Annotated in this window: 13 protein-coding genes; 4 read left to right on the top strand and 9 right to left on the bottom strand. The window is 73.1% G+C overall.

What is annotated here, in order from left to right; translation table 11 throughout:
* The first annotated feature begins 167 nt into the window (after window positions 1-167).
* Window positions 168-12,518 carry an amino acid adenylation domain-containing protein gene (locus OG254_RS02520; RefSeq protein WP_405576888.1) on the top strand — a complete coding sequence of 4,117 codons (12,351 nt, stop codon included), beginning with the start codon at window positions 168-170 and terminating at the stop codon, window positions 12,516-12,518.
* Here OG254_RS02520 and OG254_RS02515 read toward each other — a convergent pair.
* The 3 genes from OG254_RS02515 to OG254_RS02505 all read right to left on the bottom strand — a co-directional run bounded on the left by OG254_RS02515 (window position 12,463) and on the right by OG254_RS02505 (window position 16,039).
* Entirely contained in the window at window positions 12,463-13,503 is a 1,041-nt protein-coding gene (locus tag OG254_RS02515) for an LLM class flavin-dependent oxidoreductase (RefSeq protein ID WP_405576886.1), read from the bottom strand. The genes OG254_RS02520 and OG254_RS02515 overlap by 56 nt on opposite strands.
* 83 nt (window positions 13,504-13,586) lie before the next feature.
* On the bottom strand, window positions 13,587-15,089 hold the full coding sequence (locus OG254_RS02510) for a metallophosphoesterase family protein (RefSeq protein WP_405576884.1): 1,503 nt from the start codon (window positions 15,087-15,089) through the stop codon (window positions 13,587-13,589).
* Window positions 15,090-15,163: 74 nt separating this feature from the next.
* A complete protein-coding gene (locus tag OG254_RS02505; RefSeq protein WP_405576882.1) occupies window positions 15,164-16,039 on the bottom strand; it encodes an MHYT domain-containing protein in 876 nt (291 codons plus the stop codon).
* 266 nt (window positions 16,040-16,305) lie between these two features.
* Here OG254_RS02505 and OG254_RS02500 point away from each other — a divergent pair, with 266 nt between their 5' ends.
* The gene (locus OG254_RS02500; protein ID WP_405576880.1) at window positions 16,306-17,202 is read left to right on the top strand and encodes an arginase family protein; all 897 of its coding nucleotides are present in this window, start codon (window positions 16,306-16,308) and stop codon (window positions 17,200-17,202) included.
* A gap of 152 nt (window positions 17,203-17,354) precedes the next feature.
* Window positions 17,355-18,353, top strand: a complete 999-nt coding sequence (locus OG254_RS02495) for an alpha/beta fold hydrolase (protein WP_405576878.1) — start codon at window positions 17,355-17,357, stop codon at window positions 18,351-18,353.
* A gap of 12 nt (window positions 18,354-18,365) precedes the next feature.
* Here the strand turns inward: OG254_RS02495 and OG254_RS02490 are convergent, their stop codons facing one another.
* From OG254_RS02490 to OG254_RS02465, 6 genes are all read right to left on the bottom strand, one after another.
* Window positions 18,366-19,586: an MFS transporter gene (locus OG254_RS02490; RefSeq protein WP_405576876.1), complete on the bottom strand. Its 1,221-nt coding sequence runs from the start codon at window positions 19,584-19,586 to the stop codon at window positions 18,366-18,368.
* A gap of 2 nt (window positions 19,587-19,588) precedes the next feature.
* The gene (locus tag OG254_RS02485) at window positions 19,589-20,389 is read right to left on the bottom strand and encodes a DUF899 domain-containing protein (RefSeq protein WP_405576874.1); all 801 of its coding nucleotides are present in this window, start codon (window positions 20,387-20,389) and stop codon (window positions 19,589-19,591) included.
* 158 nt (window positions 20,390-20,547) lie between these two features.
* Window positions 20,548-21,408 (bottom strand): RNA polymerase sigma-70 factor, encoded by an 861-nt coding sequence (locus tag OG254_RS02480; protein WP_405576872.1) that lies wholly within the window; start codon window positions 21,406-21,408, stop codon window positions 20,548-20,550.
* Window positions 21,405-21,998: a carboxymuconolactone decarboxylase family protein gene (locus tag OG254_RS02475; RefSeq protein WP_405576870.1), complete on the bottom strand. Its 594-nt coding sequence runs from the start codon at window positions 21,996-21,998 to the stop codon at window positions 21,405-21,407. The genes OG254_RS02480 and OG254_RS02475 overlap by 4 nt, the downstream gene beginning before the upstream one ends.
* A 99-nt stretch (window positions 21,999-22,097) precedes the next feature.
* The gene (locus OG254_RS02470) at window positions 22,098-22,853 is read right to left on the bottom strand and encodes a dienelactone hydrolase family protein (RefSeq protein ID WP_405576868.1); all 756 of its coding nucleotides are present in this window, start codon (window positions 22,851-22,853) and stop codon (window positions 22,098-22,100) included.
* Window positions 22,854-22,976: 123 nt separating this feature from the next.
* Window positions 22,977-23,597, bottom strand: a complete 621-nt coding sequence (locus OG254_RS02465; protein WP_405576866.1) for an L-threonylcarbamoyladenylate synthase — start codon at window positions 23,595-23,597, stop codon at window positions 22,977-22,979.
* A gap of 171 nt (window positions 23,598-23,768) precedes the next feature.
* Here OG254_RS02465 and OG254_RS02460 point away from each other — a divergent pair, with 171 nt between their 5' ends.
* Window positions 23,769-25,298 carry a helix-turn-helix domain-containing protein gene (locus tag OG254_RS02460; RefSeq protein WP_405576864.1) on the top strand — a complete coding sequence of 510 codons (1,530 nt, stop codon included), beginning with the start codon at window positions 23,769-23,771 and terminating at the stop codon, window positions 25,296-25,298.
* The last annotated feature ends 22 nt before the right edge of the window (window positions 25,299-25,320 follow it).

Below are 25,320 nucleotides of genomic sequence, written 5' to 3'. Positions count from 1 at the left end.
AGGTGGCGGACGACGTCTCACGTGGACGGTCGATCGCCTCGCCGGTGAACCGGTAGGCGAGACTGCTCGTCGTACAGGTGAATGATCGACAACGCTCCTGCCGGGTTCCCGACGCCGGCAGGGCGCGCCCGCGGGCCCCCGCCCCGGTGCGACGTGGAAGGAAGTACATGCCGACTCCCGGGCCCCGGACCGCCGCCACACTCCTCGACGTCCTGCTGCACGCAGCCGAGGACGCGCCCGGGCAGGTCGTCGTCCATGTCCGCGGCGACGGCGACGAGCACACCGTGACCTTCGCGGAGCTGCGCGACGACGCGCTGCGCGTGGCGGGCGGCCTGCACGCGGCGGGACTGGCGCCCGGTACCCCCGTCCCGCTCCTCGCCGGCCCGGGTGAGGACTTCCAGCCGATGTTCTGGGGAGCGCTGGCGGCGGGACTCGTACCCGTGCCGCTGGCCCCGGAGGCGCGGCGGGCGGGACCGGTGTGGGAATTCCTCGGCAGGCCCGCCGTCCTCGTGGACGACGCGACCGAGGACCTGCTCGCCGAGTTCCCGGGGCCGGTGCGCGGCCTGCGGCTGGGCGAGTTGCGTGCGGGCCGGCCGCTGCCCGAGCTGCCTTCCCTGGCCCCGCACGACCTCGCGTTCCTCCAGTTCTCCTCCGGCAGCACCGGCGCCCCCAAGGGCGTGGAACTCACCCACGAGGCGGTCCTCGCCAACCTCCGCCAGATCCGCGCCGCCACCGCGGTCACGTCCGACGACGTCGTGGCCACCTGGATGCCGTACTTCCACGACATGGGTCTGATCGGCACCCACCTCGTCCCCATGGCCGCGGGCCTGAAGCAGATACGACTCGAACCGCTGACCTTCGCCAAGCGCCCGGCGCTGTGGCTGGAGGCGGTGGCGCGGCACGGGGCGACCCTGCTGTCGGCTGCGAACTTCGCGCTGGCGCTCGCCGTGCGGCGCGTGCCGGACCACGTCTGGGCCGGGCTGGACCTGAGCTGCGTACGCCTGATGCTCGTGGGCGCCGAGCCGATCGCACCGCGCGTGTGGCGGGAGTTCACCGCCAAGGCCGGCCCGGCAGGGCTGGACGCCACGGCCATGCTTCCCGTGTACGGACTGGCCGAGGCCACGCTCGCCGTGACCGTGCCCCCGCTCGGGGAGGCCGCCGCTCCTGCGGCACTGGACCGCAGGGCGCTCAGCCGGGGGAGGGCCGTCCCCGTGCAGCCCGGCCCCGATGCCGTCGAGTTCATGGACGTGGGCCGTCCCGTCCCGGACTGCGAGGTCCGGGTCACCGACGATGCCGGCAAGCCGCTCGGCGAACGGCGGGTCGGCCACGTCGAGGTACGCGGTCCTCAGGTGGCCCGCGGTTATCACCGCACTCCCGAAGCGAGCGCGGCCGCGTTCACCGACGGCTGGCTGCGCACCGGCGACCTCGGGTTCCTCGACCACGGCCGACTCTGCGTCACCGGCCGGCACAAGGACGTCGTCTTCGCCGGCGGCCGCACCTTCCACGCGTCCGACCTGGAGGAGACCGCCGCCACCACCGCGGGGCTGCCGGAGGGAACGGTGGCGGCGATCGGGTCCCCCGACCCCGACACCGGCGGCGACCGGGTCGTGGTGTTCGTGCAGTGGGCACGGCCGGCCCTGGCCACGGCACTTCCGGTGCTGGACGCGGCGGCGGAGCGGGTCCGCCAGGCGCTGGGCCACGACGACGTACGGGTGCTGCCTCTGCCACCCGGCGCGTTTGCCCGCACGACCAGCGGCAAGCTGCGGCGCGCGCTGATGCGAGACCGGTTCGAGGCGGGCGCCTACGCGGCGATCGAGGAGCGGTTGACGGCGGCGCGGGCCGAGGGTTCGACCACCGGGATGTGCGCCGAGGGTTCGACCACCGGGATGTGCGCCGAGGGTTCGACCACAGGGATGGGCGACGAGGGTTCGACCACAGGGATGGGCGACGAGGGTTCGACCGCAGGGATGGGCGACGAGGGTTCGACCACCGGGAGGGCGGAGCACGGCCCGCAGAGCGCCGGCCGGCCTTCCCAGCCGTCCGAGCCGCGCTCGCGGCGCGACGTCGAGGACACGATCAGGGAGATCTGGGCACAGGCACTCGACCTCTCTCCCGCCCACATCGACCGGGACGCCCGCTTCTTTGCCCTCGGAGGGTCCTCGCTCAAGGCGATGGCGGTGCTCGCCGGGATCGAGGACAGCTTCTCCGTCACCGTGGAGCCCCGCGCGCTGCGTGACCGCGACTCCGTGGCCGCACTGGCCGACCATGTGCTGGCCCTGGTCGCCGACATCGACGGTGCGTCAGGCGCGGCGCCCGCGGCGAGCCGCGCCGGGACGGCGCCGAGCGAGAGCGCGGAGAACGGACCGGTCGCCGTTCTCGGGATGGCCTGCCGCTTTCCCGGAGCACAAACGCCGGAAGCCTTCTGGGAGTTGCTGGTCTCCGGCCGCGACACGGTGACGGCCGTACCCGACGACCGGTGGGAGAGCGCACCGGGCGACCCGGGCCTGCGCGGGTCCTTCCTCCCCGCCCCCGCGGACTTCGACGCCGGCTGCTTCGGCATGGACGAAGAGGAGGCCCGCGCCACCGACCCGCAGGCGCGGATCTTCCTGGAGCTCGCCCACGAGGCCCTGGAGCGTGCCGGATACGCGGGGGCACGCCGGATCGGCCGCAGGATCGGCGTCTTCGCCGCCGTCGGCGACAGCGGATACCGCGAGATCCTCGCCGCGACCGCCGACGGCGACCTCACCGCTCATCCAGGCGCCCTCACCGGCAACCTGCCCAACCTGATCGCCGCCCGCCTCTCCCAGGTACTCGACCTCGACGGCCCCGCCCTGGCCGTGGACACGGCCTGCTCGTCGGCGCTCGTGGCGCTCCACCTGGCCCGGCGCAGCCTCCAGAGCGGCGAATGCGACATCGCTGTCGTCGGCGGCGTCCAGCTCGCCCTCACCCCGACCGGCCACCGCCTGCTCGCCCGCGCGGGCGCACTGTCCCCGACGGGCGGCAGCCGCCCCTTCGGCGCCGCCGCCGACGGGATCGTGCCCGGCGAGGGCGGAGCGGCCCTCGTCCTCGCCCGCCTGGACGACGCGCGGCGCGGCGGCGATCCGGTCCTCGCCCTGGTCCGGGGGACGGCCGTCAACAACGACGGCCGCTCGCTCAGCCTGCTCGCCCCCAACCCGCGCACCCAACGCGAGGTCATCACCCGGGCGTACGACGAGTGCGGCATCGACCCCGACGCGGTGACGTACGTCGAGGCGCACGGAACCGGCACTCCGGTCGGCGACCCCGTCGAGGCCCAGTCGCTCGGGCACGCCTTCGCGCCCCGCACCGACGGGCAGCCGCGCCTGCTCGGCTCCGTCAAGGCGAACATCGGGCACCTGCTCAACGCCGCCGGCATGCCGGCCTTGGTCAAGACGGTCCTGGCGCTCCAGCACCGGCAGATACCGCCCACCCCGCACACCGCCCCGACCGCGTCCTACCTGGAACACGTCGCCCCCGGCTTCCGACTCGCCACCGAGCAGCAGCAATGGCGGGCCCCCGGGCCCCTGGTCGCGGGCGTCAACGCCTTCGGATTCGGCGGCACCAACGCCCACGCCGTCCTGGAGGAGGCACCGGCGCGGACCACCACCCCGACGCCCACCGCCGACGGCCCGCACCTGCTCACGCTGTCCGCCCACAGCGCCGACGCCCTGCGCGCGGCCGCCGCCGACCTGGCCGCGCATCTGCGCAGGCATCCGGACCTGCCGGAGGCGGACGTCTGCGCCGCCGTCAACACCGCCCGCGACGACGGCGCTCACCGGCTCGCCGTGGTCGCCGACGGTGACCTCGCGGACCGCCTCCACGCCGCCCGCGCGGCGGACTTCACGGTCACCAGGTCGCGTCCACGGACGGTGTTCCTCTTGCCCGGCCAGGGCGCCCAGCGGCCCGGCCAGGGCCGAGCCCTGTACCGGTCGGCACCGGCGTTCCGGGAGGTCCTGGACGAGGCATCCTCGCTGACCGGGCCGGTGCTCGGGCGCTCGCTCGCCGACTGGTGCCTCGATCCCCGGGTGGATCCGCGGGAGTTGGCCCGGACGGAGGTGGCGCAGCCGCTGCTCGTCGCCTTCGGCGTGGGCCTGGCACAGCAGTTGGCGCGGTGGGGCGTGAGCGCCGACGCGGTCGCCGGGCACAGCGTGGGCGAGATCGCGGCAGCCTGTGTCGCCGGGTCGTTGAGCCTGGCCGAGGCGGTCGGGTTCGCCGCGGAACGCGGTCGTTCGGTGGGTGAACTGGCCCGGCCCGGAGCCATGGCCGCGGTGCGCGGGGACGAGGACACCGTCGCCGAGTTCGCCGGCTCGGTGAGCATCGCCGCCGTCAACGGGCCCGGTCAGGTGGTGATCTCGGGTGCCGAGGACGCCGTCGAGCGTGCCCTCGCGGAGCTGTCGAGGCGCGGTGTGGCCACGCGCCGACTAAGTGTCTCCCATGCCTTCCACTCGCCGCTGCTGGAGCCGGTCCTCGAACCGCTGCGGGACGCCGCGAAGACACTGACCGTGCGGCCGGGAGCCGTACCGATGCTGAGCACGGTCACCGGGGAGTGGCGGCCCGGCCTCACGCCCGCCTACTGGTTGGAGCACGCCGTCCAGCCCGTGCGGTTCGGGGCGGCCGTGGAACGGCTGCTCGACGAGGGCTACGACACGTTCCTCGAACTCGGCCCGGGCAACACCCTGGGCGGAGCGGTCCGAGCGGTCGCCGGCCCGCGGGACGTCGCGGTGCTGTCGACGGGGGCTTCGACGGCAGGGCGTGACGGGGACGGGAACGCGGACGAGAGCGGGGCGCGAGCGCTGCTGGAGACGGCGGGGCGGCTGTGGGCACGCGGCGCGGCCGTGGACCGGACGGCTCTGGATCGTAGGGCTGTGGATCCGGCAGCCCAGGATCCGGCAGCCCAGGATCCGGCGGCCCAGGATCCGGCGGCCGTGGATCGGGCCGCTCCGGCTGGCGCAAGACCGAGGGTGCCGGTACCGACGTATCCCTTCCAGCGCACGCGTCACTGGCCGCGCCGGCCCGGCGCGGCGTCCATGGTGCGGCGTCTCGACTGGCGGGACGCACCGCTCACGCCCGCCGAAGGGCCCCGCGTGGTACGGCTGGTGGGCGGCGATCGCGCGCTCGGCCGGGCGCTTGCCGAGCGGCTCGTCGGCCGTGGCGTGACGGTACTGGGGGACGACGCCGCACACGGGCAGCTCGCGACGCCTGCGGACACCGTGGTGTGGCTGGGCGAGGAACGGGCCGAGGGAGACGGCAGCCCGCTGGCCCTGGACGTCACGGACGCCACGACGAAGGCCGCCGTCACCTCCCTGCGCCACGTCCTCGACGTGCTCGGCGCCGACTGCTCCCGCCTGTTGGTGGTCACCGAGGACGCGTACGCCACCGGCACCTCGGCGCAGCAGGCGAGCCCGGCACAGGCCGTCCTGCACGGCTTCGCACTGGCACTCCCGCAGGAGCACCCGGGACTGGCCGCCCGCGGCGTCGACCTGTCCTGCGGCGACCCGCTCGCCGCCCGAGCCGAGGCCCTGGAACGGGAGTTGTACTCGGCCCACGAGCCCGGCGCCGAGAGGTCCGTCGCGTGGCGCTGCGGGCGCAGGCTCGGCCGTACGCCCGCCGACGTGGCCGACGCCTCTGCCGCGCTCGCGGAACTGCCGCAGGACGGCACCTACTTGATCACCGGCGGAGCCGGAGGGCTCGGCTCGGCGCTCGCGCGTGATCTGGCGGGCCGAGGCGCGGGTGAGCTGATCCTGACCGGACGCTCCGCTACGGCGCCCGACGCGCTGCTCGCCGATCTCCGTGCCCACGGGGCCCGGGCCAGCTACCACGCGGCCGACGTGTCCGACGAAGCCGCGGTCGACGCGCTGTTCGCGACGCTGCCCCCGCTGGACGGGGTCTTCCACGCCGCCGGTACGGTCCGGCCCGGCACGCTGCGCGCCAAGACCGACGCGGAGATCGAGCAGTCGCTGGCCGCGAAGGTGCGCGGCACGGTCCTGCTCGCCGAGGCGCTGCGCCGACACGGCCAGGAACCGGCCGTACGCATCGCCTTCTCCTCCGTCTCCTCGGTCCAGCCCGGTCTCGCGGGCGCACTCGGCGACTACGCTGCGGCCAACGCCTTCCTGGACGCCTTCGCCGCCGCCGAGCGCGCCGCGGGCCGGTCCTGGACGTCGATCGGGTTCGGTCCCGTCGCCGACGCGGGGCTGGCCGCCGGGTCACCGGTCGAGTCACGGTTGCGTGCCCGCGGACTGAGCCCGATGACCACGCGGGACGCGATCACGGCACTGCGAACGGCCGTCGCCACGGATGCCGCGCACTTGCTGGTGGCCCCTGCGGGGACGCCCGCGCGGCCCCAGGAGCACTCGGGCGCGCATGCGACGGGCCACATCGCCGCACCCGTGGGTGGAACCGGCGATGCCGTGGACCCGGTGCGCCGTAGCGGCGGCTCCGTGCACGTCCCTGCCCCCGCGACGCCTGCCTCGTTCGGCGGCGCGGGCGCCGTGACCGACCCTGCCCGCATCGCCGATCTGATACGCCGCCTGCTGGCCGACGCTTTGCGCCGCGCGCCCGAGGACATCGGCGTCGACGAGCAGTTCCTCAGCCTCGGCCTGGACTCGCTCACCGCCGTCGACCTCGCGCGTCGCCTGGAGACGGAGCTCGGGCAACCGCTGGCCGCCACCCTGCTCTTCGAGTACCGGACGGTCGGCGAACTGAGCGCCCACCTCGGCGCACAGCCGCCACAGCCGGCCCCGCCCGCGCCGGCCCCCGTGCACCGCGCTCAGGACGACACCCCGCGCCCCCTCACCCCGCTCCAGCGCGCCTTCCTCACCACCGAGGCGCTCTACGAAGGCGTCGCCGCCTACGGCTACATACGCCAGACCGTCCGCGGACCCCTCGACCCCGACCTCCTCGGCCAAGCCCTGGCCCACCTCGCGGCCCGCCACCCCATGCTGCGCCTGCGGATCACCGCGCCCGGCACACCCCCGCGGCAGTACACCGCGCCCGTCGAGCCCAGCGACCGCGCTCCCCGCTGGTACGAGGTGTACGAGCAGAGCGACGACAGCGCCACGCCGCCCCTGCCCGACCTCGAACAGCGGCTGTACAACCGCCCCTTCGACCTGACCGCCGAGGACCCGGCCCGCGCCCTCCTCATCCGTCCCCGCGGCGACGACGCACACCTCGCTCACCTGCTCCTCGTCATCCACCACAGCGCGGCGGACGGTTTCAGCCTGAAGGTCCTGTGCGAGGAACTCTGGTCGATCTACACCACGCTCGCCCAGGGCCATCGCCCCCTTGAACTTCCCTCCCCCCGGGCCGAGTTCGCCGACTACGCGGCCCACGTCACCACCGACCGCGAGTCCGCGGCCTTCACCCGGGACCAGCAGTACTGGCGTGCCCGCATCGCCGAGCACACCTCGGCGGGCACGGCCCCGGCACTGCCGTACGACGGCGACCCGCAAGCAGTCCCGGCGCCGCCGCTCACCCACCACCAGTCGACGGTCGACGACTCGCTCACGGCGGCGCTGCGTGAGGTGGCTGCCCGGCACGAGGTATCCCTCTTCCATCTGCTCCTCGCGGTGTACGGCCGCTGCCTGGCCCGTTGGGGCGGACAGCGGGCCGTCGCCGTGAACGTCGCGCGCGCCCGCCGTGAAGCGCCGCTGCCCGGCATCGACCGCCTCGTGGGGCCGCTCGCCGACACCCTGCCCGTGTTCGTCACCGTCGACCCCGACGAGCCCGTGACCGCACTGGCCCGCCGGCTGCGCGACATCTGGCGCGAGGCGGAGTCCCACGCGACGCTCACCAGCCCCGACATCGCCGCGCTGCTGCCCGCCACCGGCCCCTCTCCCCGCACGGTCGCCCCGGCCGGTTTCAGCTTCGCCCGCTTCCCCGTGAGCCACGGCCGCGACTGGCCGGTCACCGTGACACCGACCGCGGCGGCCACCGCCACCGCGGCGACCAGGCTGGGACTGCTGTGCTGGGAGTCGGACGAGGCCCTGCACTTCTCCTGGAACCACCCCGCGCAACTCTTCCGCCCCGAGACGGTGGAGCGCCTCGCGGGGGAGTACGTGCGGGAACTGCGGGCCGCCGCCGAGCAACCCACTGCCCCCGCGCAACCGCGTGGCGGCGCCGAGGGGATCGTCGACCGCCTGAGTGCCCGGTTCCGGGCGACACCGTCGGCGGTCGCGGTGAACACCGGCCAAGGCACGCTCACCTACGCCGAACTCGACACCGCCTCCGCCACCCTGGCGACCCGGCTCCGAGCACACGGCGTCCGCCCGGGCGACCTGGTCGGCCTGCTCACCGAGCGCGGCGCGGACACCGTCGCGGGCGTGGTCGGCATCCTGCGGGCCGGCGCGGGCTGGGTGCCCCTGGACGCGACCCATCCCGTGGCCCGGCTCCGGGACCAGGTGAGCCGCACCGGCGTCACCGCGGTGGTCTGCCATGCCGCGACACGCGACACCGTCGCCCTGCTGGACGGCGTCACTCCGGTCACCACCGACGACCGGACACCGGCCTCGCCGCCCCCGACCGAACCGCCGCTGCCCGCCCCGGACCCTGACGCCCTCGCCTACGTCATCTTCACGTCGGGTTCCACGGGCCGCCCCAAGGCCGTCCCGATCACTCACCGGTCCATGCTCAACTACCTCGACTGGTCGCTGGCCACCTTCGGATACGGCCCCCGGGACCACCTCGTGCAGACCGCGTCCGTCTGCTTCGACGCCTCCGTACGCCAGTTGCTGGCACCGCTCCTGGCCGGCGCCACCGTCCACACCCTCACCTCCGACCTCCTCCGGGACCCCGAGGCACTCCTCGACCGTCTCGTCAACGACCGGATCACGGTGTGGAGTTCGGTGCCCACGCTGTGGGAGCGGCTGCTGAGCGCCGCGGAGAACCGGGCCAGGCAGGACGGCACACCCCCCGACCTGTCGGCCCTGCGCTGGGTGCACGTCGGCGGCGAGGCGCTGCCCGCCGCGCACGTACGCCGATGGTTCGACCTGGTCGACGCGCGCGGGGGAGCGGAGCACAGGATCTCCAACCTGTACGGGCCCACCGAGGCCACCATCAACGCCACCTGCCACATCATCGACACCCGGCCCGCCGACGACGTACGGCAGCTGCCCATCGGCCGCCCCGTGGCCGGCACCGAGCTGGCTGTCATCACCGAGGACGGCCGCCCCTGCGCTCCCGGCGAGGCCGGTGAACTGCTCATCGCCGGAACAGGACTGACCCCTGGCTACCTCGGCGACCCGCAGCTCACCGCGGCCGCCTTCGTGGAACGCGACGGCCGCCGCTGGTACCGCAGCGGCGACCGGGTCCGGCAAACCCCGGACGGCGTGCTGGAGTTCCTCGGCCGCCTCGACGACCAGGTCAAGGTCCGCGGCCACCGAGTGGAGCTCGGCGAGGTCGAGGCCGCGCTGCTCACCCACCCGGACATCGCCCGTGCCGCCGTGCTGCTCGTCGACGGACGACTCGTGGCGTACGTCGAGCCCCGGCCCGGCGCTGCCGAGCCGACCACGCGCGAGGTACGCGCCTTCCTGTCCCGCGTACTGCCCCCGTACATGCTGCCCGGACGTGTCCGCACGCTCCCGGCGATGCCCCTGACCGGCACCGGAAAGATCGACCGCACCCGGCTGGCGAGCGAGACGGGGACGACGACGGAGGCGGAGGCGGAGGCGGAGGCGGAGACCGAAACGGAAGGGGAAGTGGAAAGGGAGAGGGAAAGGGAGAGGACCCAGACCGAGCACACCGTGGCGCGCATCTGGTCGGCCCTGCTGGACGTTCCCGATGTCTCCCGCGACGACGACTTCTTCGAGCTCGGCGGCGACTCCATCCTGGTGCTGGAGCTCTTCTCCCGCCTGCGCGAGGAACTCCCCGCGGTCCCACGGCCGACGACCGTCTACACCCACCGCACGCTCGGCGCCCTCGCCACGGCTCTCGACACCGCCGCCCAGCAGTCGGCCCCGGACCACCCCTTGCCCGAACCCGCCTGCGACACCGACGCCGACACCGTGCGGCAGCCCGTGGGCGGCCCCTACCCCCTCACGCCCTCCCAGCGGGGCTTCCTCCTCGCCGACACCCTCACGCCCGAGTCCGACACCGGCTGGCTCGCCCGGTTCCGGCTGAGCGGGCCGCTGCGCCATGACGTCCTCCAGCGTGCCGTCGACGTTCTGACGGTCCGTCACCCGATGCTCCGCACCACCTTCCCCGCCGGTGCCCGTCCGCCCGTGCAGCAGGAGCTGCCGGAGTCGCTGCGGCTGCCCGTGGAGACGGAGACGCTCGCGCACCCCGACCTGCTGGAGCAGCGGATCGCCGAGGAGGCGCGGCGCCGACTGGAGCCCTGGGCCTGGCCGTTGCTCCGGCTGCGGCTGTTCACCTTGGCGCCGACCGAGCACGTCCTGGTCGTGCACGCCCATCACCTCATAGGGGACGGCTACAGCGCCGCCCTCCTCACCAGAGAGCTGCTCACCGCGTACGACCGTCTGACGCGCGATCTGCCGCACGGCCTGCCGCCCGTCCACAGCACCTTCCGCGACCACGTCACCGAGTCCGCCGTACGATCGCGCCCGCAGGGCCCCGAGGCCGACGAGTACCGCGCCCGACTTCGCGCGCCCTACACGCCGCCCGCCCTGCGACGGCCCGGCGGCGCGGGCTCCGGCGCCGGGCCGGCGTTCCACACCGCGGGCTTCACCCTCGACGCCGCCACGACCACCGGACTGCGCCGACTCGCCCGAGCGGCGCAGCGCACCTTGTACGCACCGCTGCTCACCGCGTACTACCGGGCCCTCACGGAACTCACCGGCAGGCGTGACCTGATGCTCGGGCTTGCCGTCACCGGACGGGAGGAGTCCACGGCGGACGCGCACCGGGTGTTCGGCCCGTTCGCGGAGGCGGTGGCCCTGCGCCCCGCGCCGTCCGTCGACGGAGCCGTCGAGGACCAACCGGTCGGCTTCGAGGACGACTTGCGGCGTCTCGCCACCGAGGCGGATCTGGCCCGGGCCGAAGGCCCCAGCGAGCTGCGCACGGAGGCAGGGCTTCCCAGCCACGCCCAGTTCTTCTTCACCTTCCTCGACTTCACGTCCCTGGGCATTGAGGCGAGCGGCGGCCTGTCCCTGCACGCGGACGACTCCGACACCTCGCTCGCCCCGCCGCCGCTCGGCACCGACGTGTTCCTGGCCGTGCGGCCGGTGGCGGACGGTGAAGGCCTGCGCGTCACCGTGCGGGCCTCGGGGGCTGCCCTCTCACCAGGGGAAGTGGCCGGGTTCGCCGAGCGGATGCAGCGGGACCTGAGTGATGCCGTGCGCGGCCCGAGCCGCCGACGGCGCCCCCGTCTGGACGCCGCGCTCGTCGGGTATCTGCCGTCCCCGCGCCACCTCGCGACCCTCGCCGGGCTCCCGTACGACAGCCCCGGACTCGGCCGCGAGGAGATCCGGGCGCTCCTCTTCCCGGACGGTCGGTCCCGTCTGCTGGAGGAAACCAGCACCCCGCTCGGGAACTCCGGTTTCGTCGCGCTCCCGCTCTTCGCCGACGAACTGGCCCCGACCGGCGATCTGGCGGCCCGCACCGCCCGCGCCGTCGAGCACGCCGCCTCGCTGGGCGCCCGCTGCGTCTCCCTCGCCGGCATGATCCCGTCGCTCACCGGCTACGGCTACGACGTCCTGCGCGAGACCACGGCCGGCGCGGCGCTCACCACCGGACACGGCTCCACGACCGTCGCCGTCGTGAAGACCGTCCATGCCACGCTCAAGGCGACCGGCCGCCGCCTCGACGAGCTCTCCCTCGCCGTCGTCGGCTGCGGCTCGATCGGCACCTCGTCCCTGCGGCTGCTCCTGGCGACGGCGCCCGGCGCACCCGCCCGGCTGCTGCTGTGCGACCTGCCCGGCAGCACCGCGCAACTCGAACGGCTGGCGGCGGAGCTGACGTCCGAGCAGCCGGGGATGCCGGTCCAGGTCGTCGAGTCGGGGCGGACGCTGCCCGCCGCCGTCTACGCGGCCGACGTGATCGTCACCGCAGTCAGCGGCGCGACCAACCTCCTGGACGTCGAGCGCCTGCGTCCCGGCACGATCGTGGTCGACGACTCCTTCCCGCACTGCTTCGACACCGCGAGCGCCCTGGACCGGATGAGCCGACGCCAGGATGTCCTGGTTGTCGGAGGCGGCCTGCTGGCGCTCGGTTCCACCGAGACCCGGCTCGGCGAGGACCTGCCGGCCGTGGCGAGCGCGGCATTCGCGATGCGACCCGGGATCCCGGGCACCCTGGCCTCGTGCCGACTGGAGTCACTGCTGCACGCCCACCTCGGCGCACCCGGCCGGCCCCCGGGCGAACTGCCCCTGATCCACGGCCTCGTCGACCTGCCCCGAGCCCTCGCCCATTGGGACGCGGCCGAGGCGGCCGGAATCCGGCCCGCCCCGCTGCACCTGCTCGACCGCGTCATCGCCGAAGGCGTCGGACTGCCGCTCAGGCCGCCGAGCGCCGGCCCAGCGCCGGACCCAGCCGGGTCGCGACATCGGTGAGGATCTGTACATAGTCCTCGTGCTCGAAGGTGAACGGCAGCGCGAACGCCACCTCGTCCACCTCGCGGAACGCCGCGTGGGCGTGGAGGCGTTCGGCGATCTGTGCCGAGGTGCCGACGAGGTCCGGCGCGAACAGCAGCCGCGCCGGACCCTGCGGTGCCGTGGTGCGAGGGGTGCGTTTCGCGGCGTACTCCTCGTACTTCGCGCGCTGTGCGGGCGTCGCGGAGTCGGTGGGGATGACGACGAGGCCCTGGGAGACCCGGGCGTCGTCGCCGTCCGGGTGGCGGGCGCGGAAGGCACGGATGTGGGAGAGCTGGATCTGTGCGAAGTCCGGTGCCCCGGCCGCCGTGTCCTCGGGCCCTTCGGCCTTGACGACGCTGCTGGTCAGGAAGTTCATCCCGTGCTCGCCTGCCCACTGCGCCGAACGCAGGCTGCCGCCGCCGTACCACATACGGCTGCCAAGACCCGGGGAGTGCGGCTGCACCCGGTCGGAGAACACCTCGACGCCCTCGACCCCGCTGAAGTCCGTGGCCGGCTCGCCCCGCACGAAGTCCAGCAGCCGCCGCGCCCGCTCGTACCCGAAGTCCTCGGCGTCGGCCGTGTCGGCGTAGAGGGCCTCCTTGACCCGGTCGTAGTGCATCGGCGGGCCCACGCTCACGCCCGGGTTGAGCCGGCCGCCGGACAGCAGGTCGACCGTCGCCAGGTCCTCCGCCAGCCGCAGCGGGTTCTCCCAGCCCAGCGGGATGACCGCGGTGCCGAGCTCGATCCGGCTGGTGCGCTGCGAGGCCGCCGCCAGGACGGCGACCGGCGAGGAGATGCCGTACTGCAGATGACGGTGGCGGACCCACGCGCTGTCGAAGCCGAGCCGCTCGCCCAGCTCGATGATCTCCAGCGTGGACTCGTGTCCCCGGCGCGGATCCGTCTCGTCGAAGAGCCCGATGGTGAGGAAGCCCAGCTTGCGCAGCGGGCGGGACAACGGCGGCATGGACTCCTCCATCATTGAAAATTCAATGGGGTTGCATCGGAACCCAACTCGATCACGGCCCGCCGTGTTCCCGCCACCCGCGATCACTTCAAGGGGATCGTGACCTCGTCCTCGACCGGCGGGTCGACCTCCTGCGCGTGGCTGCCAGTGGCGGCCTGGCAGCGCAGGCGGACGGTCTCCGGGGTGACGTCCAGACGGAGGAACTGCTTGAAGAACGGCGGGCTGTACGTCGCCGAGCTCGGGGAGAACAACGACGTGTAGATCTTGCGCACCGGGAGGCGCAAGCGCGCGGCGCGGTCGGGGCGGCGGCCGGCGCCGAGCAGACCGGCGACAAGGCGGGTGCGCCAGGTGAGGCGCGCCGTCTTCTGCTGGGCCCGGGTCAGCGGGATTCCCAGACGCTCCGCGACCACGGCCGACGCCTCGGCCTCGGTGAGGGTGAAGAAGCGGCGCAGGCGCAGCCGGCGGCCGTAGAGCCTGCTGTAGAAGGCCAGGGAGTCGCCGCGCAGCGGATAGCAGCGGAACTCCTTCTCGGTGACGTTGGCGATGTCGACCCGCGGGATGGTGTGCGTGGCGTGCATGAACGCACCGCCGCCGCCCGAGACCACGTACTGGATGGTGCGGCCGTCCACCTGGACCGGATAGCGCTGGTAGTTGTGGATGTCACCGCCGATCGCCGCGACATAGTGGTGCGCCGGGTCACGGACGATGTCGTCGACGGTGCCGCCGCCCTCGATCGCGCAGGGGTGGTGTTCGCCGTCCACATACAGCGGCGAGCCCGTGATGAGGATCTTCGGGCGCGGCCCCTGCGACACCTCGCGCAGCCACGCGCCCTGTTCGGCGTCGAGGGTGCCGAGCAGACCGGTGTCGATGCCGATGATCCGCACCGGCCCGGCGTCGATCGCCCAGTACGGCCCCGGCTGGACTGCCTGTTGAGCGGCCGCCGACCTGAACTGCCGTGCGGCGTCCAGTTGTTGACCGTCCCCCTTGCGCGGCCGGTGCCACAGCAGCTGCCGCAGCCAGGCCCGGCTGAGGAGGCGGGGCGCGGGCTCGGGCGCCAGGGGCGGCGCGTCGGCGCAGAAGACGCGCATGAACGCGCCGAGGTCTTCGTACCAGTCGTGGTTGCCCGGTATCGCGTATATGGGCGCCTGATAGTCCTGGTACGGCCGGAAGAACTTCGTGCCGTAGTCGTCGGCACTGCCGACCGGATAGATCACATCACTGGCGAGGACCGCGAACCGGGTGTCCTGACCTGCCGTCAAAAAGCCCGGCACGACAGCGTACTGAGGGTCGTCCCCCTCGCCGGTGTCGCCGATGACGAGGAACGAGAACCGGTCGGGGTCGTCGCGCCGGATCACCTTGTCGGCGGGTGCGCCGGCGGCCGTGCGCTGGGCCACCCAACGGCTGCGGGTACGTCCCGTGGGGTCCCCGAACCAGGACGCCAGCACACCGTTGCGGGCGGCCCACAGCATTCTGGGGTCGAGCCAGGAGATCTTCTCGACCTCGGTCGGCATCAGCCGCTTGTACGTGCCGAGTTCGGTGGCGCCCCAGCCGGCGCCTTCGGCGGTATCGCGAGAGGAGTCAGACACCGGTGCACCGTAACAATGATCTAGGGAACGCCGAGAGGGGGAGCGGGGGCGCGGCGCGTCGCCACGCCACCCGGTCACCGCTTGCGGGCGTAGGAATCCCGCCGGTGCGGCCGCGTCCCGGCAGGGGATTTCAACGCGGGTTCCTGGCGGGGCCGTTGCACCGCACTGTCGCCCGGTCCGGTCCGAACAGCCGCGACGGAGCGGCCCCGTTCGCCGTCGCCCAGCACCAGGAGCGGGTCGAACATCACCACCACGCCGGCCAGCACCAGGAAGATGACCGGCCCCAGCAGCATGGGAAGCAGCAGCGAGGTGGGCGAGTCACCGGACCACGAGGCACCGGTCGTGCCGTGCAGATGCACACTCACGGCGGCCATGCCCGTGTAGTGCATCCCGGAGACCGCCACACCCATGACCAGGCTGGCCCCGAGGCTGGCGAGGAAACCGCGGATCGTGACGGCCGCCCACAGCGCGGCGGTCGCGGCGATGACGGCGATCAGGACCGACAGCCCCACGGCGAACGCGTCGTAGCGAACGTCGCCGTCCAGGCGCAGCGCCGCCATCCCCAGATAGTGCATGGCCGCCACACCGAGCCCCGTGACGACGCCCGCGCCGGTCAGTGCCCCCCGGCCGGCGCCGGCATAGCCGACGATGAACACGCCGATGCCGACCACGGCGATCGCCACGGCGAGGCTGAGGACCGTGAGGCCCGTGTCGTAACGGATCCGGGTCTCCTCGACCTGGAAGCCGATCATGGCGATGAAGTGCATCGTCCAGATGCCGGAGCCGATGGACGCCGCGCCGAGCGCCAGCCAACCCGGCTTCCAGGAATGCCCGCCCAGCAGGGACCGCACGATGCACCGCAGTCCCAGCGCCCCTCCCAGGCAGGCCATCAGATAGGCCGCCACCGGGGTCACCGCACCATAGCGGAACCCGTCAATCGTGCCTTGCATAAGCCAACTCCCCCCAGAGTCATGGCCAGTTGTGGAGCAAGCTGTACGGGGCAACGGAGCGCGAAGCAAGCACTTACCGCCGGTAGCCGTTGAACTCCGCAACAACATGAGTCGACTCCGGTTACAGAGGGACGGGAATCGGCCACAGGGCGGCCGGGGCCGGACAGCCTGCCGGGGCGAGAAGTGGTGTCGGGCCCGAGGATGTGGCACAGATGGAGTGCGGGCGGTGGGAGGCACGCGGCAGGCATCGGCGGGAAGGGCCCGACATGCAGGAACTCGCGATCATCGAGGCACCGTCCGTGCTGGGCCTGCGTCCCTCCGGCGTCCAGGACCTGCCGGCGGCTCTGCTGGACGCCGGACTCCTCACCGGCCTCCACGCGGTACGGACCGGCCGGATCGAGCCACCGGCGTACGACCCGGCGCGTGACGCCGACACCGGGGTCCTCAACCCCCATGGCATCGCCGAGTACTCCGTCCGGCTGGCCGACGCTGTCGGCGACGCCCTCGACGACGGCCGTTTCCCGGTCGTCCTCGGCGGAGACTGCACCGTCCTGCTCGGCAACCTCCTCGCGCTGCGCCGGCGCGGACGACCAGGACTGCTGTTCCTCGACGGCCACACCGACTTCTACCAGCCCTCGGCGGAGCCCAACGGCGAGGCGGCCTCGATGGAACTCGCCCTGGCCACGGGGCGCGGCCCCGGCCTGCTGACCGATCCGGAGGGGCGCGGGCCGCTGCTGCGGGACGAGGACGTCGTGGCCTTCGGCTTCCGCGACACGGAGGAATCCGCCCGGGCCGGGATGCAGCCGCTGCCGGCCGAGCTGCACGCCGTCGACCTGGACGGAGTGCGCGCGTCCGGTGCGGCCACCGCGGCGCGCCGGGCCGTCGACCGGCTCACCGCCGGCACGAACACCGGGTTCTGGGTGCACCTCGACGTCGACGTCCTGGACGACGCGATCATGCCCGCCGTCGACTACCGGCAGCCGGGCGGACTGACCTGGGCGGAACTGGAGAGCGTGCTGAGCACGGCACTCGGCGACCCCGCTGCCGTGGGACTCGACGTCACCATCTTCAACCCTCGTCTCGACCCGGACGGCACGATCGCCGCTCGCCTCGCCGAGTGCCTGCGGCGTGCACTGTCGGCGCGCTCCGAAGCGGCGGCGTGAACAGGGCGCATTCGATCCTCGGCGAGGCGGGAGACGCCCGTCCGCCGGCTGTCGTCGAGTTTGCCGAACCGGCAACGACGGTCGCGACGCCTCTCGCGACCACCGCAGGATGGCGGGACCGCGCGCAGTCCATGCGGAGTTCCGGAGGAAACATGTCGCACCCCGCCCACGCGACGTCAACAGACGTCACCCACCGCCTCGTCCCCGCCCCCGCCGGCCGGCTCCACCTCGTGGAACAGGGGACAGGACCGCTGGTCCTGCTCGTGCACGGCTTCCCGGAGTGCTGGTACTCCTGGCGCCACCAACTGCCCGCGCTGGCGGCAGCCGGATACCGCGCGGTCGCCGTCGACGTGCGCGGCTACGGCCGCTCCTCCAGGCCCGAGGCCGTGGACTCGTACCGGATGACGGCGCTCGTCGACGACAACGTCGCCGTCGTGGACGCCCTCGGTGAGCGGTCCGCGGTGATCGTGGGGCACGACTGGGGCGCGAGCATCGCCGCCACCTCCGCGTTGCTGCGCCCCGACGTGTTCCGCGCGGTTGGGCTGCTGAGCGTGCCCTACACCCCGCCCGGCGGCCCGAAGCCGAGCGAGGTGTTCGCGGCGATGGGCGGTCCGCAGGAGTTCTACGTCTCCTATTTCCAGCAGCCCGGCCGTGCCGAGGCCGAGATCGAGCCCGACGTCCGTGGCTGGCTCGCCGGGTTCTACGCCGCCCTGTCCGCCGACACCATGCCGGGCCCCGGCGCTCCCGACCCGCACTTCGTCACCCCCGGCGCCACCCTGCGCGACCGCTTCCCCGCCGGCGCTCTGCCCGCCTGGCTCGCCGAGGCGGACCTGGACGTCTACGCGGGGGAGTTCGAACGCACCGGCCTGACCGGGGCCCTCAACCGCTACCGGAACATGGATCGGGACTGGTCGGACCTCGCCGACCACCACGGCGCCCCTCTCACCCAGCCCTCGCTGTTCCTGGGCGGTGCGCTGGACCCCTCGACCACCTGGCTCGCCGACGCGATCGCGGCCTACCCCACCACGCTGCCCGGCCTGAGTTCCTCCCACGTCCTGGACGGCTGCGGCCACTGGATCCAGCAGGAACGCCCGCAGGAGACTAACCGACTGCTGACCGAATGGCTCGACTCCCTGCCGGGGATCGTCTAGTCGGCGGAACGCTCACGTCCCCGCGGCCACCGGCCGCCGCACCAGATAGGCGGCGGCCGACGTGACCAGGACCGCCATGCAGGCGATGAACACCAGACCCGCCCCCTCCAGACCCATCGGGCCGGTCAGCACCCCCACGCCGATGACCGGAAGCGAGATGCCGCCGTACGCCACCACGAACAGCGTCGAGATGACGGCCGCGCGCTGATCCGCCGGAGACGCCCCGGCCACCGCCGACAGCGCCGCCCGGAACGCCAGCCCCTGACCGACGCCGCCGACGACCGCGCTCGCCACCACCAGCGCCAGCAGGTCCCACCAGAGCGCTCCCGCCAGCAGCGCCAGCCCCACGAGCAGCAGCGCGCAGCCCAGCGGCAACGACCGGCTCACGCCCACCCGGCCCACGGCCAGTTGCCCGACGGTCGAGGCGAAGAAGGCCATCGCCACGACGAGCCCGCTCACGGCGTGGTTGCGCTCGTCCAGGGACTCCGCGAGGAAGGCGGGACTGACCGAGGTGAACACGCCGAACAGCGCGAAACCCACGAACGAGGCGGTCGCCGCCGGGCCGAACACCGGCCGCACCTGCGGAGGCAGGCTCGGCTTCTGCGGCCGTACGGCGGCGAGCGACCGCCGCGCCCGGACGGTCTCGGGAAGCCACAGCACGACCGCCGCCGAGCAGGCCACCAGGACGAGGTGCACGGCGAACGGCAGATACAGCGGCCAGGGAGCGTACTGCGCCAGCACCCCGGCCAGCAGCGGACCGCAGCCCAGCCCGCCCATGTTGGCGGCGGTCGCGACCAGCGTGGCGCGGGCGGCGCCGTCGCGCGGCGCCAGCTCCATCACATACGCCGTGGCGGCCCCCGTGAGCAGACCGGCCGACAGGCCCGACAGCAGCCGCCCCACGAACAGCCAGGCCAGTGAGGTGGCCAGCAGGAAGCAGACGGCACTCGCGGCCGCGCAGCCCAGGGCGGCGAAGATCACCGGACGCCGGCCCACCGTGTCCGAGGCGTTGCCCGCGACCAGCAGTACACCGATGACCGCGAAGGCGTACACGGCGTACACGATGGTGACCGTCAGCTCGGAGAACCCGAACTTGTCCTGGTAGTGGCCGTACAGGGGCGTCGGCAGCGTGGTCCCGGCCATGCCGACGGCGAACACCGCCCCGGCGAGCAGACACGCCCGCCACCCTCTCCGATCAGCGAGGACCGCCTCCTGGACACCGTCCTGGACCGGCATGTTCAGACGTCGTACTCGTCGGGCAGCCGCATGGCGGGCCCGCCGACCTGCAGGCCCAGCGGCCGCGCGCGGCCCTTCGGCTCCTCCCACGCCTCCTGGCGGCCGAGCGCGGTGAGGTCGAGGTACGGGTAGCCGTTGTGGAACTCCTCGATGCCACGGCCGAACGTGGAGTAGGTGTGGAAGACCTCGTCGCCGACGCGCAGGAAGGCGCTGATCCCCGGATAGTCGCCGCGCATCCTCTCCGTCCACGGCTGTCCCGCCTCGGCCAGTTCGGCCTCGGTGCGGTGGAACACCTGGACCGGTGCGACCCGTTCGTCGACGGTGGCGTGCAAGTCGTAGTTGAAGTCGCTGCCCGCCGAGGAGTACCAGGGGAACGACCACCCCATCCGCTCCCGGTACGCGGCCAGCTTCGCGTACGGCGCACGGGTCACCGCCGCCAGGGCCGTGTTGCGGACGTTCAGCTGCCGCAGCCTGGCGGGGATCTGGTCGGCCGCCGAGGAACAGCTCGAGCAGCCGGTATCGCGTGGATGCTCGGTGCCGTCGGCGTCGATGTCGTAGATCCACATGAAGTGGTGCATGACCAGCTGAGGCCGACCCTCGAACAGGTCGAGCAGGCCGACCCGCCCGTTCGGCCCCTCGAAGGAGTACGGCTTGTCGACGCGGACCATCGGCAGCCGCCGCCGCTCGGCGTTGACCCGGTCGCGCGCCCGCGTGACCTCCTTCTCCCGGGCCAACAGCTGCTTGCGGGCGGCGAGCCACTCCTCGCGCGACACCACGTCAGGCAGGTCCGCCATCGAAGTCATCCGGGTTCTCCCCACAGGTCTCGTGCGGTCGGCGGGCACGCCCCCAGCTTGCGCCCGCCGTGCGGGCTCGGCCACCGCATGAACACCCGTGAGTGCTCCGGACGGTACGCACCGTCCGGAGCACTCACGCGGTCTCGCGCCGGGCCCGCGTGCGCGGATCACCTGGCCAGGTCGACCAACTTGTCCAGCCGGGTCAGCTTCCGCGGGTTGGCCGTGGCGTAGATACGGGTGATCAGGCCGTCCTCCACCACCAGGCTCACCGCGGCCGGCCGTCCGTCCGTTTCGATCCGGGCTCCCGGCGCGCCGTTGAGCCATACGGCCGTCGTCTCGGACGCGGAGCGGTCCGTGCGCGCGAGGAGCGCCGCCACGACCTCGGCACCGTGGACCGGGACCAGAGCGGCGGCCGCCTGCCCACCGCCGTCGACGACGAGGACCACGTCCGGCGCCATGACCTCCATCAGGTCCTGCAACCGCCCGGTGCGCAGGGCCGCCAGGAACCGGTCCACCACGGCCTGCTGCTCCGACCGGCTCACCTGAATCCGGGGCCGCCGGGCCGCCACATGCTCGCGGGCCCGCCGAGCGATCTGCCGCACCGCCGGCCCGGACTTGCCGACGGCCTCGGCGATCTCGCCGTACGGCATGTCGAAGACCTCGCGGAGCACGAACACCGCCCGCTCCACGGGTGCGAGGGTCTCCAGCACGGTCAGCATCGCGATCGAGACGCTCTCCGCGAGCTCGATGTCCTCGGCGACATCGGGGCTGGTCAGCAGCGGCTCCGGCAGCCACTCGCCGACGTAGTCCTCGCGCCTGCGCGCCAGCGACCGCAGACGGTTGAGCGCCTGCCGGGTGACGGCACGGACGAGATACGCGCGCGGGTCACGCACCTGGGCGTGGTCCACCTCGGCCCACCGCAGCCAGGACTCCTGGAGCACGTCCTCCGCGTCGGCGGCCGAGCCGAGCATCTCGTAGGCGACCGTGAACAGCAGGCTGCGGTGGGCGACGAAGGGATCCTCGGTCATGACGCGGACGCCGCACGCGGTTCCTGCGCGCCGTCCGTCTGCGCACGGGTCGCCAGCGGGATCTCGCAGGCGTCCGAGAAACCCTGCGACTTGACCCCGTTCGCCACGTTGGCCCTGGTCGCCAGGTTGACGAAGGCGATGAACGCGGTGAGCTCGACCATCGCGGCCGGGCCCAGCCGCTCCAGCAGACCCGCGTACAGCTCGTCGGTGACGGTCGGCGGCGTGTTCGTCACGGCCTCGGCGTACTCCAGCACGTCCCGCTCCAGCGGCGTGAACACATCCGACTCCCGCCAGCGGGGCACCTGGCTCGCCTTGACGAGGTCCAGGTTCTGGTTGTGCGCCTGGTAGTAGCCGACGTCGAGGCACCAGCTGCACCCGACCTGCGCCGCGACGGCCATGTGCGCGAACGACTTCAGACTCGCGTCCGCCGCGTCCCACGCGCCGACCTTGGCGCCGAACTCCAGGTTGTCCCGGGAGACTTCGGGGCTGTGCCAGTTCACCTCGACGTTCTCGGGCACGGCCCCGAGCTGTTTGATCATGCTCTCTTTGAGTTCGAGCGGAAGCTCTGCCTTCGGAAGGCGAAGCGCCATGGTGTCCTCCTGGTACGTCGGCCGGTTTCGGCATGAAGACACCGGCGAACCCGCGAACGTGACAGGCGCCGCCACGGGGACGATGCGGTCCGGCCTATTTCAGAACGTCCGCTTCAGCAGATCCAGAAGCGCCGCCCAGTGCCGTTCGTCCGCCTCACGGTCGTAGGAAGAGGTGTCGGCCTGCGTGTATCCGTGCCCGGCACCCGGATAGACCTCGCAGCGGTGCCGTACGCCGGCCTCGGTCAGTGCGTTCTCGAGGCGCTCGATCTGCTCGGTGGGCAGGGACGGGTCCTGGTCGGCGTGCCCGAAGTACAGCTCGGCGGTGATGTGTTCGGCCACCAGATGCGGGCTGTCCGGCGCCTCGGTCGCCAGCCGCCCGCCGTGGAAGCCCGCCGCCGCGGCGACCCGGTCCGGATAGGTACCGGCGGTGAGCAGGGACAGCTGCGCGCCCATGCAGTAACCGGTCAGCGCGACCGGGCCGTCGGCCGCCACGGGGCAGTCGGCCAGCCAGCGCAGATAGGCACCGGCGTCCCGCATCGCCGCCTCGGGCGTCAGCTGCTGCATGACCGGCATGATGCTCTGGAAGATCTCCGGCCGCGCCGCCGGATCGATGAACTCGGGCAGGTCGAAGACCGGGGCGCGCCCGGCCCGGTAGAACACGTTGGGCACCAGCACGGTGTACCCGGCCTCGGCGAGCCGGTCCGCCATCTCCTCCAGCCGGGGCCGCAGCCCGAAGGCGTCCATGTAGAGCAGGACCGCCGGACGGGGCTCGCCGTCGGCGGGATGAGCCAGATAGGCGTCGGCGGTGCCGTCCTCGGTGGGGATGTCGACGGCGGTTCCCTGTACGGAGGTCATGGGGGTTGCCTCTCTGCGCAGTCCACGGCGAACGGGTCGCCGACCCGGTGGAGCCGGGCCGCGCACATGGTTTCACCGGCCATCCATCTGCCCCGCGGCGCCCCCTCCGGCTTGGGGACGCATTTACTCGAACCGGGACGTGTCTCCGGCTCCTTTCCGCACGATCTCGGCCTCGCCGCCCGAGAAGTCGATCACGGTGGTCGGCTCGGTGCCGCAGTCTCCGGAGTCGACGACCGCGTCCAGCACATGGTCGAGCCGGTCCTTGATCTCCCAGCCCTGCGTCATCGGCTCGTCCTCGTCGGGCAGCAGCAGCGTGCTGGACAGCAGCGGCTCACCGAGCTCGGCGAGCAGCGCCTGCGTCACGACGTGGTCGGGGATGCGCACGCCCACCGTCTTCTTCTTCGGGTGCTGGAGCATGCGCGGCACCTCCCTCGTCGCGGGCAGGATGAACGTGTAGCTGCCGGGCGTCGACGCCTTGATCGCGCGGAATACATCGTTGTCGATGTGCACGAACTGGCCGAGCTGCGCGAAGTCCTGGCAGACGAGGGTGAAGTGGTGCCGGTCGTCCAGACGGCGAATGGTCCGGATCCGCTCGATGCCGTCACGGCTGCCCAGCCGACAGCCCAGCGCGTAGCAGGAGTCCGTCGGATACGCGATGAGCGCATCCGAGCGGATGCTCTCTGCGACCTGCGCGATGGTGCGCGGCTGAGGGTTGTCGGGGTGCACGTCAAAGTACTTCGCCATTCGCCGAGCCTATGCCCTGTACGCCCCCACAGCCGCGCAGGCCGCGACAGCCACGTCCGCGGCATGCGGTCGATCGAGTCGACGTCCGCCCACCCCCCGCTCCCAGACCCGTGAGGTAACGTCCCCGACCGGTACGTCGTGGATGGAGTGCAGGGCGAGGTGAAGGCCGACGTGGCTGGCAGAGAGGACGGGGACCGTCAGACGGGGGAGAGGAGTGCCGACGGCTCGGCGTGGGCGCAGGAGTTGCTGGAGCATCTGCGGCCGAACGGACGGGACGTCCGCCGGGTCGTCGCCTGGTTCGCCGACGCCGTGCAGGGCAGCGCCTCGCTCCAGGACGACACCGGCAGACTCTTCGCCGGCCCGCGACTGGCCCTGGACCACGACCTCGTCGCCGCCGTCGCCGCCGGCCGTATCGCCTCCGCCGCCTGGGAGGGACAGGGCCGTCATCTGCGGCTGGTCAGGGTGACGTATCCGAACCCCTCGAGGGCGGGCGTCCTCGCCGTGTCGCGCGAGACGCCCTTCGACCGGCGCGCCTCCGACATCGTCACGCACACCGTCCAGGTCATCGAACTCCTGCTGAAGGCGGACGAGACGATCACGGCCGGACTCCGGCTCGAACGCGCCACGTCCGATCTGCGCCTGGCCATCTTGCAACTGCTGATGGTGGAGGACACCGTCTCGGCGCGGCGTGTCGCCGCGGGACTGTGGCCCGGCCTGCTCGACACGGACACCGCCTGCGTCCACGTCGTCGAGGGCACCGTCGAGGAGCGCGACCGGGTCGCCGAGGAGTGCATCGACGCGACGGGCGAGCGGGCGCTGGTCGTGCTCTGCCCGGCCGTCGACGAGCACGTGATCGTCGTGACACCCGGCGAGTCGGAGGCCCGGGAACTGCGGTCGCTGATCGGCAGGCGCCCCCGCACCTTCATCGGCGGCAGCGCCCGGCAGAGCCTGGCCCGCACCGCCACCGCCTACGGACAGGCCGTCAGCGCCCTGGCCGTCGCCCACTTCCGCCCGGACAAGGCCGCGGTCTACGCCGAACGCACCCACCCCGAGCGCCTCATCGACCCGGCGGCCCTGCGCGAGTGGACCGACCGGCTGCTGGCCCCGCTCGACACCCTGCCCCACCACACCCGCGCCGAACTGCTCGCCACCACCCGGCTGGGCCTGGAGTTCACGGCCGTGAACGCGGCGAAGGTCCTCGGCGTCAGCCGCAACACCGTCCGCGCCCGCATGGAACGCGTGGAAGCCCTGCTGTGCACGGACTTCGCCGACCTCACCGCCCGTGCCGTGGTCCACCTCGCGCTCAACATCCAGGTGAGCCGGCCGGACTCACCGGCCGACACCGGCAGCGCGGAAAGGGCCGTCTCGCTGTACGACCTGCTCTCCGGGCCCGCCATGGGTACCTGGGCGCAGGACCTGCTCGCCCGCCTCGACCAGGACACCCGGGATCTGCGCCGCACCCTGCGGACCTGGATCGCCGAGGGCGGCAACGCCGAACGGACGTCACAGACGCTCGGCGTCCACGCCCAGACCGTCCGCGAGCACGTCCGCAGTGCGGAACCCGTCCTCGAACGTCAACTGCTCGCAGGCGGCAGCGGCCTGTACGAGGTCGTCCTCGCCCATCTCGCGCTGGGCGACCTGGATCAGCCCGTCCTGCAGGCGGCGAAAACGGGCCTTCCGGACTCACCTGTGCACGAGTGAGTCCCGCGGGCCCCGCAGTGGG

The sequence above is a fragment of the Streptomyces sp. NBC_01092 genome, assembly GCF_045039535.1.
In the GTDB taxonomy this organism is placed as follows: domain Bacteria; phylum Actinomycetota; class Actinomycetes; order Streptomycetales; family Streptomycetaceae; genus Streptomyces.
The sequence above is the reverse complement of the archived record's forward strand: the minus strand, read 5'-3'. Positions and strand labels throughout refer to the sequence as shown.

Bases quoted from the DNA above. Each gene is read 5' to 3' on its own strand.
- OG254_RS02485 (WP_405576874.1), bottom strand. From the start codon at position 20,389: ATGACTTCGATGGCGGACCTGCCTGACGTGGTGTCGCGCGAGGAGTGG.
- OG254_RS02475 (WP_405576870.1), bottom strand. From the start codon at position 21,998: ATGGCGCTTCGCCTTCCGAAGGCAGAGCTTCCGCTCGAACTCAAAGAG.
- OG254_RS02490 (WP_405576876.1), bottom strand. From the start codon at position 19,586: ATGCCGGTCCAGGACGGTGTCCAGGAGGCGGTCCTCGCTGATCGGAGA.
- OG254_RS02470 (WP_405576868.1), bottom strand. From the start codon at position 22,853: ATGACCTCCGTACAGGGAACCGCCGTCGACATCCCCACCGAGGACGGC.
- OG254_RS02495 (WP_405576878.1), top strand. From the start codon at position 17,355: ATGTCGCACCCCGCCCACGCGACGTCAACAGACGTCACCCACCGCCTC.
- OG254_RS02520 (WP_405576888.1), top strand. From the start codon at position 168: ATGCCGACTCCCGGGCCCCGGACCGCCGCCACACTCCTCGACGTCCTG.
- OG254_RS02505 (WP_405576882.1), bottom strand. From the start codon at position 16,039: ATGCAAGGCACGATTGACGGGTTCCGCTATGGTGCGGTGACCCCGGTG.
- OG254_RS02465 (WP_405576866.1), bottom strand. From the start codon at position 23,597: ATGGCGAAGTACTTTGACGTGCACCCCGACAACCCTCAGCCGCGCACC.
- OG254_RS02480 (WP_405576872.1), bottom strand. From the start codon at position 21,408: ATGACCGAGGATCCCTTCGTCGCCCACCGCAGCCTGCTGTTCACGGTC.
- OG254_RS02500 (WP_405576880.1), top strand. From the start codon at position 16,306: ATGCAGGAACTCGCGATCATCGAGGCACCGTCCGTGCTGGGCCTGCGT.
- OG254_RS02515 (WP_405576886.1), bottom strand. From the start codon at position 13,503: ATGCCGCCGTTGTCCCGCCCGCTGCGCAAGCTGGGCTTCCTCACCATC.